This window comes from Plantactinospora veratri, from assembly GCF_036421995.1.
In the GTDB taxonomy this organism is placed as follows: Bacteria; Actinomycetota; Actinomycetes; order Mycobacteriales; family Micromonosporaceae; genus Plantactinospora; species Plantactinospora veratri.
In genome coordinates this window covers 56,685-72,859 of record NZ_JAZGQL010000014.1, presented here as the reverse complement: position 1 = coordinate 72,859, position 16,175 = coordinate 56,685, and the positions used below count along the sequence as shown (strand labels likewise).

Annotated in this window: 13 protein-coding genes; 9 read left to right on the top strand and 4 right to left on the bottom strand. The window is 71.5% G+C overall.

Translation table 11 applies throughout. The features are described 5' to 3' along the window. The first annotated feature begins 6 nt into the window (after positions 1–6). Complete coding sequence (locus tag V1634_RS19100) at positions 7–3,336, top strand: ThuA domain-containing protein (RefSeq protein ID WP_331209229.1); 3,330 nt, start codon at positions 7–9, stop codon at positions 3,334–3,336. A gap of 59 nt (positions 3,337–3,395) precedes the next feature. Here the strand turns inward: V1634_RS19100 and V1634_RS19095 are convergent, their stop codons facing one another. Continuing rightward, positions 3,396–4,382, bottom strand: coding sequence for an N-acetylglucosamine kinase (locus V1634_RS19095; RefSeq protein ID WP_331209228.1), 987 nt, complete (start codon positions 4,380–4,382; stop codon positions 3,396–3,398). Between the two features lie 106 nt (positions 4,383–4,488). Here V1634_RS19095 and V1634_RS19090 point away from each other — a divergent pair, with 106 nt between their 5' ends. The 7 genes from V1634_RS19090 to V1634_RS19060 all read left to right on the top strand — a co-directional run bounded on the left by V1634_RS19090 (position 4,489) and on the right by V1634_RS19060 (position 11,982). Continuing rightward, entirely contained in the window at positions 4,489–5,406 is a 918-nt protein-coding gene (locus V1634_RS19090; protein ID WP_331209227.1) for a MurR/RpiR family transcriptional regulator, read from the top strand. Then, positions 5,403–6,161, top strand: coding sequence for an SIS domain-containing protein (locus V1634_RS19085; protein ID WP_331209226.1), 759 nt, complete (start codon positions 5,403–5,405; stop codon positions 6,159–6,161). Before V1634_RS19090 ends, V1634_RS19085 begins: the two co-directional genes overlap by 4 nt. Positions 6,162–6,180: 19 nt before the next feature. Then, positions 6,181–7,617, top strand: a complete 1,437-nt coding sequence (ngcE, locus tag V1634_RS19080; RefSeq protein ID WP_331209225.1) for an N-acetylglucosamine/diacetylchitobiose ABC transporter substrate-binding protein — start codon at positions 6,181–6,183, stop codon at positions 7,615–7,617. Between the two features lie 6 nt (positions 7,618–7,623). Then, positions 7,624–8,550, top strand: coding sequence for a carbohydrate ABC transporter permease (locus tag V1634_RS19075; RefSeq protein WP_331209224.1), 927 nt, complete (start codon positions 7,624–7,626; stop codon positions 8,548–8,550). Next, positions 8,547–9,443, top strand: a complete 897-nt coding sequence (locus tag V1634_RS19070; protein WP_331209223.1) for a carbohydrate ABC transporter permease — start codon at positions 8,547–8,549, stop codon at positions 9,441–9,443. The genes V1634_RS19075 and V1634_RS19070 overlap by 4 nt, the downstream gene beginning before the upstream one ends. A gap of 103 nt (positions 9,444–9,546) precedes the next feature. Further along, a complete protein-coding gene (locus tag V1634_RS19065) occupies positions 9,547–10,728 on the top strand; it encodes a carbohydrate-binding protein (protein ID WP_331209222.1) in 1,182 nt (393 codons plus the stop codon). Between the two features lie 156 nt (positions 10,729–10,884). After that, positions 10,885–11,982, top strand: a complete 1,098-nt coding sequence (locus tag V1634_RS19060; protein WP_331209221.1) for a pectate lyase family protein — start codon at positions 10,885–10,887, stop codon at positions 11,980–11,982. A gap of 60 nt (positions 11,983–12,042) precedes the next feature. Here V1634_RS19060 and V1634_RS19055 read toward each other — a convergent pair whose 3' ends face one another. From V1634_RS19055 to V1634_RS19045, 3 genes are read right to left on the bottom strand one after another with little or no spacing between them, the layout of a single operon-like run. After that, positions 12,043–13,647: a tripartite tricarboxylate transporter permease gene (locus tag V1634_RS19055; protein ID WP_331209220.1), complete on the bottom strand. Its 1,605-nt coding sequence runs from the start codon at positions 13,645–13,647 to the stop codon at positions 12,043–12,045. Further along, positions 13,648–14,109, bottom strand: coding sequence for a tripartite tricarboxylate transporter TctB family protein (locus tag V1634_RS19050; protein WP_331209219.1), 462 nt, complete (start codon positions 14,107–14,109; stop codon positions 13,648–13,650). It lies immediately after the preceding gene. Positions 14,110–14,165: 56 nt separating this feature from the next. Then, positions 14,166–15,191: a Bug family tripartite tricarboxylate transporter substrate binding protein gene (locus V1634_RS19045; RefSeq protein WP_331209218.1), complete on the bottom strand. Its 1,026-nt coding sequence runs from the start codon at positions 15,189–15,191 to the stop codon at positions 14,166–14,168. 271 nt (positions 15,192–15,462) lie between these two features. On the opposite strand from V1634_RS19045, the gene V1634_RS19040 reads away from it, so the two are divergent. Further along, on the top strand, positions 15,463–16,119 hold the full coding sequence (locus tag V1634_RS19040; protein WP_331209217.1) for a hypothetical protein: 657 nt from the start codon (positions 15,463–15,465) through the stop codon (positions 16,117–16,119). Positions 16,120–16,175: the final 56 nt, after the last annotated feature.

The following is a 16,175-nucleotide window of genomic DNA, read 5'->3' as shown; positions in this document are numbered from 1 at the left end:
GGAGAGATGACGACAAGGATGCGGCGCTGGCTGACCGTACTGGCGGCAACCGCGACGATCGTCCCGTTGACGGCCCAGGCCCCGGCGGTGGCCGTACCGGACCCGGGCCCGGGTTCCGGCGGCGTACCCGCCGAGCAACTGGTGGCCGAGGAGAACGGTCCGGTGGCGCTCCGCTCGGACGCCCGGGCGCCACGCGACTACGGCGTACTGGTCTTCACCAAGACGGCGGGGGCGCGGCGGGCGTCCATTCCGGACGGTGTGCGGGCGATCCGTGACCTCGGCCGGGAACACGGGTTCCGGGTCACCGTCACCCAGGACGCGGCCGCGTTCACCGAGCAGAACCTCGGCACGTACCGGGCGGTGGTCTTCCTCAACACCACCGGCGACATCCTGAACGCCACCCAGGAGGCGGCGTTCGAGAAGTACGTCCGGGCCGGCGGCGGGTTCGCCGGGGTACACGCGGCGGCCGAGACCGAGCCGGACTGGGCCTTCTACCAGAGCCTGCTCGGGGCGAAGGCCACCGGCGCATCCCCGGTCGAGCCGGGCAACGTCGACGTCGCCGACCGGGCGCACCCCTCCACCGAGACGGTGCCGCGCACGCTGACCCTGACCGAGGAGTGGTACAACTTCTCCGCCAACGTCCGGGGCGTCTCGCACGTGCTGGCCACCGCCGACGAGCGCAGCTTCGCCGACGGCGCGATGGGGTTCGACCACCCGATCGCCTGGTGCAAGGACTACCAGGGCGGGCGCTCCTGGTACACCGGACTCGGCCACTCCATCGAAACCTATCGCTCGAAGCCGTTCACCCGGCACCTGCTCGGCGGCATCCGGTGGGCGGCCGGCGTGGTCGAGGGCGACTGCGGGGCGACCGTGACCGGCAACTACGAGAAGGTCACCCTCAACGACGAGCCGGGCGAGCCGATGTCGCTCGCCGTGCTGCCGGACGGCCGGGTGCTGCACAACACCCGGGGCGGTCAGGTCCGGCTCTACGACCCGGCCAGCGGCGCCAGCCCGGTGATCAACACGATCCCGGTCTACAGCCACGACGAGGACGGCCTGCAGACCGTCTCGATCGACCCCGACTTCGCCACCAACAAGTGGGTCTACCTCTACTACTCGCCGCCGCTTTCCACCCCGGTCGACAACCCGGCCACCCCGGGGGTCAACGAGGGTGACGCGCCGGCCACCAGCACCGACCCGACGGTCTGGGACAAGTTCAAGGGCTACAACCAGCTCTCCCGGGTCAAGTTCGTCGACGGCGAGAACCCGCACCTGGACATGAGCACCGAGCAGCAGATCCTGCGGGTCGACGTGGACCGGGGCATCTGCTGCCACGTCGCCGGCAAGGTGAAGTTCGACGGCAGGGGCAACCTCTATCTGATCACCGGCGACGACACCAACGCCGGCGGCTCGGACGGCTTCGCCCCGATCAACGAGTCGCCGACCCAGGGCCCGGGCTACGACGCCCAGCGCTCCGCCGGCAACACCAACGACCTGCGCGGCAAGCTGCTCCGGATCAGGGTACGGCCGAACGGCACCTACACGATCCCGGCCGGCAACCTCTTCCCGGAGGCGCAGGACCACGACGACAGAACCCGTCCGGAGATCTTCCTGATGGGGCTGCGCAACCCGTTCCGGTTCGACGTCGACGCCTCCGGCCGGGTCTACGTCGGCGACTACTCGCCGGACAGCCGGACCGCCAACCCGGCGCGGGGACCGGAGGGGACCGGTCGGTGGTTCGCCACCGACAAGGCCGGCAACTACGGCTGGCCGTACTGCTACTCGCCGGCCCTGCCGTACGTCGACTACGACTTCGCCACCCGCACCTCCGGGAAGCCGTTCAACTGCGGTGCCCCGGTCAACGACTCGCCCCGGAACACCGGCCGGACGGTGCTGCCGCCGGTGCAGGACCCGCAGTTCTGGTACACCTACGAGGCGCGTACCCCGTGCCCCGGGACGTACCTGGAGACGCCGCCGCGCGGCTGCGACTTCAAGTGGCCGGTGATCGGGACCGGCGGGGTCGGCCCGCACGGCGGACCGATCTACAACTACGACCCGGAGTCGACCTCGGAGACGAAGTTCCCGGAGTACTACGACAACGCCGTGGTCTTCGGCGAGTTCACCCGGGACAAGATCTTCATGATGCGGACCGACGGCAGGGGCAACCTGGCCGGCGTCGAGCAACTGCTGCCCGGTTTCGTCTTCGACAACCCGATGGAGATGGAGTTCGGCCCGGACGGCAGCCTCTATCTGCTGGAGTACGGCGACGGCTTCTTCACCGCCAACCCGGACGCCCAGCTCTCGGTGATCCGCTACGTCAAGGGCAAGCGGTCGCCGGTCGCGGTGCTGAACGCGAGCCCGACCTCCGGGCAGGCACCGCTGACGGTGAACTTCTCGGCGGTCGGCTCGCACGACCCCGACCCGGGGGAGTCGATCTCCTACGCCTGGGACTTCACCAGCGACGGTACGGTCGACTCGGCCGACCCGACCACGTCGTTCACCTACACCGCGAACGGGACGTACACGGCGCGGTTGACGGTGACCGACTCCAGCGGCAGGACCGGAGTGCTGACCCGGACCATCACGGTCGGCAACACCGCCCCGACGGTGACGGTGACCAGCCCCATCCCGGGTTCCTTCTTCAACTGGGGTGACCCGGTGCCGTACACGGTGACGGTCACCGACCCGGAGGACGGCACCATCGACTGTTCCCGGGTGACGGTCAGCTTCGTACTCGGGCACGACACCCACGGCCACGAGCACGGCTCGACCACCGGCTGCACAGGTACGTTGCTCTCCCCGGCCGACGGTGCCGACCACGCCGGCGGCTACCTGTACGGCGGGATCAGCGCCTCCTACACCGATCTCGGCGGTGGCGGCCAGCCGGCGCTGACCACGGTGAACCAGGTCGTGATCCAGACGCCCCGGCAGCAGGCCGAGTTCGCCCAGGTGAAGCAGAACGTGACGGTCGCCAACACCAGCGACGCCGGTGGTGGCCAGCACGTCAACGGGATCGACGCGGGTGACGCGATCGCGTTCGACCCGATCAACCTGGGTGATGCCAGCGCGGTCACCTTCCGGGTCTCCGGTGGCTCGGCGACCACCGCCGGTACGCCTCGGGCCACCGTCGAGCTGCGGCTCGACTCGCCGACCGGCCCGCTGGTCGGTACGGCCACGCTGAACGCCACGACCGGCAACAACGACTGGTCCAGCCAGACCGTGGCGGTCGACCAGCCGGCCGGCGGCCACCGGCTCTACCTGGTCTTCCAGCCGGTCACCGGTGGCCCGACCACCGGGCTGGTGAACCTCAACTGGGTGGAGTTCACCCCCAGGTAGTGCCGAGGGATCGAACGGGCGGGGTGCCAGGAGGTCACCATGACTTCCTGGCACCTCCGTCAGTGGGACTGTAGGTTGTCCGTCCACCCCGGACCGGCGGTGCCGGGCGGGGTGGCCAGGAGCCGGCCGTGCAGCGCCGGGTCGGCGTACCCGAGGAGACGGAGGGCGACCCAGGCGGCGCCGGCGGCCGGGTCGCCGGCCGGCACACCGGGCTGGCCCAGTCGGGCGGTGAGCCGCTGCTGCACGGCGGCGCGGATCTCCGGTACCCCGGCGAGGACACCGCCGGCCAGCACCACCGGGCCCGGCAGCGGATGCAGCGACAGGAGCGTGCCGGCGAGCCGCTCGGCGGCGGTCTCCAGGATGGCCGTCGCGTCCGGGTCACCCTCCCGGGCCGCCGTGCTGACCAGCGGGGCGAGCCCGGCGAGCCGGTCGCGGCCGAGCTGGTAGACCCGGGTCACGAAGGCGTCCGGATCGGTGCTGCCGAGTTCGCCGGCCACGGTGCGGGCCAGCGGACCGGCCGGCGGGGCCCGGTAGAGTGCCCGGGCCGTCGACCGCGCCGCGGCCAGGCCGAGCCAGAACCCCGAGCCCTCGTCGCCGAGCAGCCAGCCGAGGCCGTCCGCGGTCCGGCCGACCGTGTCGTCGTGCACCTCGGCGGCGACCGCGCCGGTGCCGGCGATCAGCACCGTCCCGCGCTCCGCCGCCGTGCCGGCCGCGAACGCCACCACGGCGTCGCCGGCCGTACGCATCGGGCAGGTCAGCCCGAGCCGTGCCCACTGCGCGGCGTACCGGGCGGAGACCTCCGGCTCGGCGAGCCGGGACACTCCGGCGAGTCCGACCACGGCGCCGACCACCCGGTGCGGGGAGTGTCCGCGCAGCGCCGCCCCGGCGGCCTCGCCGAGCGCGGCGGCGGTGACGGCCGGGTCGGCGGCGACCGGGTTGCCGGCGCTGGCCCGGCCGCGCCCGACGATCCGGCCGTGCACTGTGGCCAGCACCGCCCGGGTGGCGGTGCCGCCGCAGTCGACGCCGAGCACGAGCGCATCGGTCACGCTGCCGATGGTGCGGCGTACCGATAGAAAATGTCAAACCTATTGACTCGACCGGCTCGACGGTCATAACTTTTTTCATCACCCGGAAGTCGTGAAAGGAATGTTGATGGAGGAGAGCGGGCTGCTGGGCCGGCTGCGCACCGAGCTGGCCACGCTGCCGGTCGCCCTACAGCGGGTCGCCGAGCAGATCCTGATCGCACCGGAGGAGACCGCCCGGGCCACGATCATCGACCTGGCCGAGCGCGCCGGCACCTCCACCGCGACCGTGACCCGGTTCTGCCGGGTCTTCGGCTACCGGGGCTACGCCCAGCTCCGGGTGGCCGTCGCCACCGAGATCGGCCGAGCCGCCCAGGCGCGCTGGGACACCGACATCGACCGGGAGATCGGGCCGGACGACCCGCTCGACCACCTGCTCGGGGTGGTGGCCAGCGCGGACGCCCGGGCGATCCAGGACACCGCCGGACAGGTCGACCTCTCCGCCGTCGACCGGGTCGCCGAGGCCGTCGCGCGGGCCAACCGGGTCGACCTGTTCGGGCTGGGCAGCTCCGGCAACGCCGCCCGGGAGATGGCGTTCCGGCTGGAACGGATCCGGATCCCGGTCTGGCACCGGGCCGACCCGCACACCGCGCTGACCAACGCCGCGCTGCTCGACCCCGGCGACGTGGCGATCGGGCTGTCACACAGCGGGCGTACCCGGGAGGTGATCGAGGTGCTGGCCGAGGCGGCCGACCACGGCGCGCTGACCGTCGCGGTCACCTCGTTCCGGCGCTCGCCGCTGGCCGAGGTCGCCGACGTGGTGCTGACCACCGCCGTGCAGGAGACGACGTTCCGGCTGGCGGCGCTCTCCGCGCTCCACTCCCAACTGCTGGTGCTCGACCTGATCTACGTCGCCGTGGCCCAGCGGACCTACCAGCGCACCACCGAGGCGTTCGAGGTGACCGCCCGGGCCGTCGACGCGCACCGGGTGCCGGACGAGTCGCCACGGGCGGCACGGCGACAGCTCAAAGTTACGGAGGGCCAATGACCAACGAGATCGGCGCACCCGCCTACCTCACCGCCGTCACCGCCGCGATCGACCGGGTCGCCCGGACCCAGACCGAGGGCGTACGCCGGGCCGCCGACCTGATCACCGCCGCGCTGGACCGGGGCGGCGTGGTGCAGGCGTTCGGCTGCGGGCACTCCGAGGCGCTCTCGATGGAGATCGCCGGGCGGGCCGGCGGACTGGTCCCGAGCAATCGGATCGCCCTGCGGGACCTGGTGCTCTACGGCGGCGCCGACCGGTCGATACTCGAGGATCCGCTACTGGAACGCGACCCGACCGTGGCGCACCGGCTCTACGAACTGGCCCCGGTCAAGCCCGACGACGTCTTCGTGCTCACCTCCAACTCCGGCGTCAACGGGGTGATCGTCGAGTTCGCCCTGCTGGTCAAGGAGCACGGCCACCCGCTGATCGGGATCACCTCCCTCGACCACACCGCCCGGGTCACCCCGGGCCACCCGTCGGGGCAGCGGCTCGCCGACCTCGCCGACGTCGTACTCGACAACGGGGCGCCGTACGGCGACGCCGCCCTGCCCCTGCCCGACGGCGGTGCCGTCGGGGCGATCTCCTCGATCACCGGCGCGTTGCTCGCCCAACAGGTCGTCGCCGAGGTCGTCGCCCGGCTGCTCGACGCCGGTACCCGGCCACCGGTCTACCTGTCCGCGAACGTACCGGGCGGCCGGGAGCGCAACAGCGAGCTAGAGGCGCGGTACGCCGGACGCATCCGGCGCACCGCCTGAGCAGAGAAGGCGAGGCGCCATGAACTCTTTCCGTCCGGCCCGCTCCGGGCCGGCACCGACCACCGGCCCGAGACGACGCGCCGTGCTGCGGGCCGCCGCCGTCGGGCTGGCCGCTCCCGCGCTGGCCGGCTGCGTCACCAGCGGCGGTGACGACGGCCGGCCAGCCGCCGCCAAGGGCGAGACCAGCGCCGAGAATCCGCTCGGGGTCCCCGCCTCGACCCCGCTGGAGGTGGTGGTCTTCGACGGCGGCTACGGCGACGAGTACGCGGTCAACGCCGAAAACCTCTACAAGGGACGGTTTCCCGGCGCCACGGTCGAGCACAAGGCGATCCAGAAGGTCGGCGAGGCGCTGCAACCCCGGTTCGTCGCCGACACCCCGCCGGACGTGGTCGACAACACCGGCGCCGGCCGGCTCGACCTGGCCACCCTGGTCGGCGCCGGCAAGCTGACCGACCTCACCGAACTGCTCGACGCGCCCTCGCTGGACGACCCCGGCACGAAGGTCCGGGACACCCTGCTGCCCGGGGTGGTCGCCGACGGCACCCTCGACGGCAAGGTCTACACGCTCAACTTCACCTACACCGTCTGGGGGCTCTGGTATTCCAAGCCGCTCTTCGACAAGCACGGCTGGGCGTACCCGACGAGCTGGGACGCGATGCTGGCGCTCTGCGCCCAGATCAAGAAGGCCGGCATCGCACCCTGGACCTACCAGGGCAAATATCCGGAATACCTCAACGATCCGCTGCTGGCGATGGCGGCCAAGGCCGGCGGGCCGGAGCTGGTGAAGGCGGTCGACAACCTCCAGCCGGGCGCCTGGAAACAGCAGCCGCTGCTGGACGCGGCGACCGCGATCGCCGAACTCGCCGGCCGGGGCTACCTGCTGCCCGGCTCCGAGGCGCTGTCGCACACCGAGGCCCAGGCCGCCTGGTCGCAGGGGAAGGCCGCCATCATCCCGTGCGGCTCCTGGCTGGAGGCCGAGCAGAAGGGCGTCACCCCGGCCGGCTTCGACATGGTGATGGGTGCGGTCCCGTCGCTGGGCGCGGCCGACAAGCTGCCGTACGGGACGGTCCAGGCCGCCAGCAGCGAATCGTTCCTGGTCCCGGCCCGAGCGAAGAACCCGCGCGGCGGGCTGGAGTTCCTCCGGGTGCTCTTCTCCGCCGGCAGCGCCCGGCGGTTCGCCGAACTGAACAGCACGCTGCCCAGCGTCGCCGGAGCCACCGACGGGCTGACCCTGAGCACCGGGCTCGGCTCGGTACGCTCCGCCGTGCAGGCCGCCGGGGCGAACACCGTCACCTACCGGTTCCGCACCTGGTACGCCCCGCTGGCCAAGGCGGTCGACGACGCCACCGGCGAACTCGCCACCCGCCGGATCAGCCCCCGGCAGTGGGCGGACCGGATCCAGAAGGCCGCCGACGCGATCGCCGCCGACTCCGCCGTCAAGAAGTACAGCCGGTAGGTCCAGATGGCGGCCCTGCGGCACGGCAAGTACCGCTTCCTCGCCGGGGCGATCCTGCCCGGACTGCTGCTCTACGCGGTCTTCGTACTCTCCCCGTACGCGCAGGCGTTCTATCTGGCGCTGACCGACTGGACCGGAGTCTCCGGGCAGGTGGAGATCGTCGGGCTGGAGAACTTCCGGCGGCTCGTCGACGATCCGCTCTTCCTGGCGGCGCTGCGCAACAACGGGCTGCTCCTGCTCGTCGTCCCGGCGGTCACCATCGGGCTCGGCCTGCTGCTCGCCGCACTGGTCAACTTCGGCGGCCGGCGGGGGAGCACGATGGTCGGCGGGGTCCGCGGCGGCGAGTTCTACAAGGTCGCCTACTTCTTCCCGCAACTGCTCTCGCTGCCGATCATCGCGGTGCTCTGGCAGTTCGTCTACCACCCGAACGAGGGCGTACTCAACGGGGCACTGCGGGCCGTCGGGCTGGACTTCCTGGCCCGGACCTGGCTCGGCGACCCGCACCTGGCGCTCTGGGCCGTCGCCGGAGTGCTGGTCTGGTCGTCGGTCGGCTTCTACATGGTGCTCTTCTCCGCCGCGATGGAGTCGGTCCCGCGCGACGTACTGGAGGCGGCGGTGCTGGACGGCGCCGGCCGGCTCGCCGTACTCCGCCGGGTGGTGCTGCCGCTGGTACGCGAGAACGTGCAGGTCGCCTTCGTCTACCTCGGCGTGCTCGCGCTGGACGGCTTCGCGGTCGTCCAGGTGATGACGGTAGGGCCCGGCGGGCCGGACGGGTCGACCGAGGTCATCGGGCTCGGCCTCTACCGCAACGCCTTCACCTACGGCCGGTTCGGCTACGCCGCCGCCATGGGGGTGGCGCTGTTCTTCCTCACCCTCGCGCTCGCCGTCGTGGCGCTGCGGGCCGGCCGCCGGGAGCGGGTGGAACTGTCATGACGACCCTGGTCGACCGTCCCGCCCGCCGGCAGCCGGCCGCCGCACCGGCCCGCACCCCGGCCCGCCGCACCGGGCGGTTCGGCGACGCGGCGGCGCACCTCTTCCTGGTCGGCTGGGCCGCGCTGGTCACCGTGCCGCTGCTCTGGGCGGTACTCAGCTCGCTGAAGACCGACCGGGAGATCCTGACCAGCCCGTGGACGGTGCCGGCGACGCCCCGGTTCGACAACTGGGCCCGGGCCTGGAACCAGGCGTCGATCGGCAGCTACTTCCTGAACAGCGCGATCGTGGTGGGCATCGCGCTGGTGCTGACCATGCTGCTCGGCGCGCTGGTCGCGTACGCCCTGGCCCGGTATTCGTTCCCGGGTAACCGCCTGCTCTACCACCTCTTCGTCGCCGGGCTGCTCTTCCCGGTCTTCCTCGCCCTGGTGCCGCTCTTCTTCGTGGTACGCCAACTCGGGCTGCTCGGCACCTATCCCGGACTGATCCTGGTCTACACCGCGTACGCCCTGCCGTTCACCGTCTTCTTCCTGCACGGGTTCTTCCGGTCGCTCCCCTCGGCGCTGGCCGAGGCGGCGTTCCTGGACGGCTGTTCGCACTGGGGCGTGCTCTTCCGGGTGATGCTGCCGCTGGCCCGGCCGGGGCTGGTCAGCGTCGCGATCTTCAACTTCCTCGGCCTGTGGAACCAGTACCTGCTGCCGCTGGTGCTCAATCCCGACCCCGAGCGGTACGTGCTGGCCCAGGGGCTGGCCGCGCTCTCGGTCAGCCAGGGCTACCGCAGCGACTGGAGCGGTCTCTTCGCCGGCCTCACCATCTCGATGCTGCCGGTGCTCGCCGCGTACGTGCTCTTCCAACGCCAGATCCGGACCGGCCTGACCGCCGGTGCGGTCCGCTAGACCCCCGCAGCACCGCACCTCTCCTGGGTCACCACCCGGGCGCCGGCCACCGTCGGCCGGCGTCCGGCAACCCCTTGTCACCCCCACCGGGAGGAGAACCCCCGTGTCAGCCAGACCCCGCGCGCGAAGCCTCGCCGCCGGTACGGCGGCCCTGCTGGCCGCCGGCACGCTCGCCGGCATCACCGCGACCACCGCCGGTGCCGTACCGGCCGCCGCCCCCGCCCTCGCCGCCGCCTGCGGCGTCCTCTTCGACGACTTCGGCTACTCGTCGCCGTCCGATCCCGCCATCGCCGCCCGGGGCTGGACGGTGCGGACCAACTCCGGCGGCCCGGGCGTGCCCGGTGCCGCCTGGCCGGCGTCGAACGTCAGCTTCCCCACCGACAGCGGGCAGAAGGTGCTCCAGTTGACCGCCCGCACCGACGGTACGGCCGGCGGCACCAGCCACGCCGAGTTTTTCCACCAGCGGAAGTTCTTCGAGGGCACCTACGCCAGCCGGGTGCGGTTCACCGACGCGCCGCAGTCCGGGCCGGACGGTGACCACCTGGTGGAGACCTTCTTCACCATCACCCCGCTGGACCGGCCGCTCGACCCCAACTACGGCGAGATCGACTTCGAGTACCTGCCGAACGGCGGGTGGGGCGAGCAGGGGCCGATCTTCTACCAGACCACCTGGGAGACGTACCAGAACGAGCCGTGGCAGGCCGACAACACGCACACCGCACAGCGGAGCAGCTTCGCCGGCTGGCACGACCTGGTCTTCACCGTCTCCGGCGGCCGGGTGAAGTACTACGTGGACGGTCAGCAGGTGGCCGACCACGGCGACCGGTACTACCCGGAGACGTCGATGTCGATCAACTTCAACCTCTGGTTCATCGACCTGACCGGCCGGACCGGTACCGGATCGGCCAGCTACATCCAGCAGGTCGACTACCTCTACTACGCCGACCGGGAGGTGATCAGCACCGCCGAGGCGAAGAACCGGGTGGCCGCGTACCGGTCGGCCGGGACCGGCCACGTCGACACGGTGGGTAGCGGCGGTGCGTGCCCGACGACGCCCCCGACCACCCGGCCGCCGACGACGCCACCCACCACCCGGCCGCCGACGACCCCGCCGACCACCCAGCCGCCGGTGAACTGCGCCGGTGCGCCAGCGTGGGAGTGGGGGACGGTCTATCTGGAGGGTGCCCGGGTGCGGCACAACGGCCGGCTCTGGCAGGCGAACTGGTGGACCCAGGGCTCCGAGCCGGGCCTGACCGCACAGTGGCGTGACCTCGGCCCCTGCTGAACGAGCGCCGGCTCTCCCGCCCGCGTGTCGGGGCGGGAGAGCCGGGGTGGGCGGAAGACATTGACGGACCTGAATCAGATCGTTACCATCCTGTTTCAGGAAAGCGCTTTCCTGCTCATCGTCCACCCCATCCCGCAACCGCACAGGGAGGCACCCATGGGTGTCCGTGCTCCAGTCCGCCCGAAAGCCCGGCTCGGCCGGTCACTGGCCGGCGGCGTGGTCACGCTGCTGACCGCCACCGCGGTCGTCTCCGCCGCGCCCGCCGGTGCCGCCGCGGTGTCCAGCGAGGGCCTGGTCGGCTTCGCCACCATCTCCGGGTACGGCCGCACCGGCACCAACGGCGGGACCGGCGGCCCGACGGTGACGGTCGGCAACTACGCGCAGTTGGCGGCGGCGGTCGCCGACGACCTGCCGAGGATCGTCCGGGTCTCCGGCACCATCACCGGCAGCGGCGACGACATGCTGGACGTCGGTTCCAACAAGACCATCATCGGCGTCGGATCGTCGGCGACGATCAGCGGCTTCGGGCTGGACGTCAACGGCTGGGGGCCGGCGGAGGTGGACTGGGGCGGCGACACCTGCGACCCCGCCGAGCGGGACCGCTTCACCCCCGTGCAGAACGTCATCATCCGCAACCTGTCGTTCCGGAACTCGCCGGACGACTCGATCAACGTGCAGTGCTACTCGCACCACGTCTGGATCGACCACAACACCTTCTACCCGGCCTCGGACGGCTCGGTGGACATCAAGCGCGGGTCCGATCTCGCGACGGTCTCGTACAACCGGTTCGCCGGCACCGACAAGTCGATGCTGCTCGGGCACAGCGACAACAACGCCGCCCAGGACACCGGCTACCTGCGCGTGACGTACCACCACAACTGGTTCGACGGGTCGAACACCCGCCACCCCCGGGTGCGGTTCGGCTACGCCCACGTCTACGCCAACTACGTCAGCGTCGACGACTACTTCATCGGGCTCGGGGTCGAGGGCCGGATCTACGCCGAGAGCAACTACGTCCGGGGTGCCAAGACCATCACCCAGGACTTCGGCAACGCCCGGCTGACCTGGACCAACAGCAACTTCTACGACATCGCCACCATCACCCGGGCGAACGACAGCGGCAAGACCAAGGATGACTGGCTGCGTGCCGACGGCAGCGTCGGGCCGCCGCCGTACAGCTACTCGGCCGGCTCCGCCAGCAGCAGCCCGCCGTCCGCGGGCGCCGGGGTCGGCGGCGCGGACATCGTCCCGTAGCCCGCCGCACCGGATCGCCCACCCACCGCTCCCGGGCACCGTCCGGTAGGCCGTCGCCCGTCACGGCCGATCGGACGGGCCGGGAGCGGCGGGTGGGCGCAGCTCCTCGTCGGCGTCCCGGTCCGGCACTGCCGCACCCTCCCGCTGAGCCGGTACCGCCGTCTGCCGCGCCGCCCCGGCCGTCCGGCGCCGCCGGAGCAGCCGTACGCCGACCGGCACGAGCAGGGCCAGCACGGTGACCACGAAGAGGGTGCCGGAGATCGGCCGGGTCACGAACCCACTCGGGTCGCCGTCGAAGATCCGCATCGACTGCCGGAACGCCGTCTCCAGCACGCTGCCGAGCACGAACGCCAGGACCAGCGGGCCGGGCTCGAAGCCGGTCTTCTTCATCAGGTACCCGACGACGCCGAAGACGATCACCAGCAGCATGTCGAAGGTGCTGTTGTTGACGGTGTAGACGCCGAGCATCGTCACGGTCACCACGACCGGCGCGAGGATGCTGTCCCGCACCGAGACCAGCCGGACGAAGACGCCGACCAGCGGAACACTCAGGATCAGCAGGAAGATGTTGCCGACGTACATCGAGTCGACGACGCCCCAGAAGACCTCGGGGTTCTCGTTGATCAGGCGGGGGCCGGGCGGGATGCCCTGGAGCAGCAGCGCGCCGAAGATCAGCGCCATCACCGGGTTGGTCGGGATGCCCAGGGTCAGCAGCGGGATGAACGAGGAGGTCGCGGCCGCGTTGTTCGCGGTCTCCGGCGCCGCCACCCCCTCGATGGCGCCCCGGCCGAACCGCTCCGGCGTCCTGCTCCGCCGCTTCTCCAGGGCGTACGCGGCCATCGACGACAGCACCCCGCCGCCACCGGGCAGCAGCCCGATGAAGAACCCGACCACCGAACCGCGCCCCACCGCTCCCCGGGACTGCCGCCAGTCCTCCCGGGACGGCCAGGCGTTGCTGACCCGGGGCTTCGGCAGTCGGTTCCGGGCCCGGTGTTCGAGCAGGTAGAGGATCTCGCCGAGCCCGAACAGCCCCATCGCGAGGGCGACGAAGTCGACGCCGTCGGCCAGGTTGATGTTGCCGAAGGTGAACCGGGGCGAGGCGAAGAGCGGGTCCGGTCCGGCGGCGGCGAGCAGCAGGCCGAGTCCCGCCGCGACCAGGCTCTTCGCGGTCGAGACCGTACCGAGGCTGGCGACCAGCAGGATCCCCATCGCGGCCAGTACGGCGTTCTCCGGCGGCCCGAAGCCGAGCGAGAACCTGGCCAGCACCGGGGCGACCAGGGTCAGCCCGACGATGCTGACCGTACCGCCGATGAACGACCCGATCGCGGCGATGCCCAGCGCCGAGCCGGCCCGCCCCTGCCGGGCCATCTGGTAGCCGTCGATGGTGGTGATCACCGTGGCCGCCTCGCCGGGCAGCCGCAGCAGTACCGAGGTGATGGTGCCGCCGTACATGGCGCCGTAGTAGATCCCGGCGAGCATGATGATCGCCGACTCGGCCGGGATCTCGTAGGTGATCGGCAGCAGCAGGGCGATCGTGGCGACCGGACCGAGGCCGGGAAGGACCCCGATGACCATGCCGATCACGACACCGGCCAGCACGTAGAGCAGGTTCACCGGTGTGAAGACCACCCCGAAGCCGGCCAGGACGGGGTCGAGGAAGTCCACTCAGAAGGCCAATCTCGGGAGCTTCACGTCCAGCAGGGTGATGAACAGCAGGTAGAGCGCGGCCGTGGTGGCGATGCTGACCACGGCGGTGGCGAGCCAGGACTCCCGGCCCAGCACCCTGAGCCAGAACGCCAGCACCAGCAGGGTGGGGATCTCGAAACCGATCCGGCTGATCAGCAGTACGAAGACGATCAGGCTGACGACACCGAGGGCGATCCCGATCCCGCCCCGGCTGAACTGTTCGACCGCCGCCGCCTTCCGTTCGAAGACCAGCGACCAGAGGCCGGCGCCGAGCAGGAGCAGGCTGGCCAGTGCCGGCCAGAGCCCCGGCCCGGCCTCGGCGGGGGTACCGAGGGAGAGCGAGACCGAGTACGCGAGCCCGGCCAGGCCGAGCGCGACCGGTACCACGCCCGCGACGAGCTGTCCGGTCCGGCCGGCCGGCGGGATCTCGTCGGAGGGCAATGCGCCGGGCTCCCCCTCCCCGGCGGGTGGGGGAGCCCCGTCGAGGCCGGAGTGGCTCACTTCGGCCCCAACCCGAACCGGTCGATCAGGGCCTTGTACCGGTCGAAGTCACCCCTGATCTTGTTCGCCACCTCGGTACCGGCGACCTCGAACCGGTCGATGTAGTTCTTCTTCAGGAAGTCGTCGTACTCCGGTGCCTTGACCGCCTCCCGGAACGCCTCCTGGAGCGCGGTCACCGCGTCGTCCGGCATCGACTTCGGCCCGGCGATGAACCGGGCCTGGTCGACGGTGAGGTCGAAGCCCTTCTCGACGGCGGTCGGCAGGTCGGGCAGCGAGGGACTGCGCTGCTGGCTGAAGACACCGAGCCAGCGCAGCTCGCCGGACTGCACCAGCCGCATCGACTCCGCCGGTTGGGAGGCGCCGATGTCGACCTGCCTGCCCAGCACGGCGGTGACGGCCGGACCGCCGCCGCCGAACGGTACGTCGGTGGCGTTGATCCCGGCGAGCTTGTAGAACGCGGTCTGCGCGAAGTACGCCCCGGTGCCCACCCCGGAGTGCCCGTACGTGATCCGTCGGCCGCTGCCCCTGAGCGCGATGACGTCGTCGATGGTCTTGAACGGGGAGTCCCGGTGCGCGACGAGCACGATGTTCTCCACGGTCAGCCCGATCACCACCCGCAGCTCGTCGAGCGAGACGGTGGCGGCGCCCCTGCCCAGTTGCGGGGTGAGGGTGAAGAGCGAGCTGGGCGGAAAGCCGATCTTGTAACCGTCGCCCTCGGCCGAGGCCACCTCCCTGGTGCCGACGGCGGCGGCCGCACCGTCCCGGTTGACGATCACCATCGACTGGCCGAGTGGCTTCTCGATCGCCTTGCCGAGGGTCCGGGCGATCAGGTCCGTGCTGCCGCCCGGTGCGAACGGCACGATCAGCTCGACGGAGCGTTCCGGATATCCCGAGCCGCCCTCGTCGCCGCCGTCGCCGGTCTGCACGCGGCAACCGGCGAGGAAGGCTCCCGCGCCGAGCCCCGCGCCGAGGCGCAGGACGGCACGCCGGTCCAACGGGTGCCGCGGATTCGATTCGGTCACTGGTTCCTCCCTGGTGGCTCAGGTTGGAGATCTTGGACTTCGAAGAGTGTCACCTTGATACCTGTCGATCTAGGGACTGTCAATCAAACCGGTGGCAGCAGTACGAAGGGGACGGAAGCGCCAGCAGCCCTGCGAATCCTCCCAGGACGTACGGCGGGTACGGAGCTGCCGCGCGGGCCGGACCGCGCCCCGTACGACCGGTGGCGCGGCTCCGCGAACCGGGCTCGGATATCGGGCTGCCCGGGTCGGTGCGGCGACCTACGGTTGCCCGGTGGGTACCGCTCTGGCCGAGGCGATCGACCGGCTCTACGTGGTCTTCGGCGGAGTTCCCCGGCCGACGGCCATCGACTCCTGTCCCTGCTGCTTCACCCCGGACGACGAGCGGAAGCTGCTCCGCCCCGTACCGCTGCGCGAGCTGACCGCCGACGACCTCGGCGACTACGCCGCGGTCGTACTCTTCACCGTCGGCGGCGTCGACGACTACCGCTACTTCCTGCCCCGGATGCTCGAGATCGGCTGCACCGAGGGCTTCCTCTGGCCGGACCTGGAGCCGCTGCTCGGCCGGCTGCGTCACGCGGACTGGCCGAGCTGGCCGGCCGGGGAACGCCACGCCGTCCGGGAACTGCTCGGGGCGCTCTGGGCACAGGCGCTGGCCGACGACCCGGCGGCGGTGTACGACGTCGACACCGTGCTCTGCGCGGTCGGCAACGCCGAGGACGACCTCACGCCCTACCTGGCGGAGTGGGAACGGCAGCTCGCCCGGCCGACGGCCGCGGGAGCGCTCCTCGACCTGCTCGGACAGCACTGCCGCCCCGACGGCACCACCTGGCGGCTCGGCAACGCCTTCTGGGCGGAGCGGGAGAGCCAGGCAGCCCAGGTGCGCGCCTGGCTCTCCGGCGCCCGCCCCAGCCGGGCACGTGCGGTGTAAGGAAGGGCCCCCGCTACAACAGAAAACGATAAGCGGGGGCCCTTCCTTACCCGCCG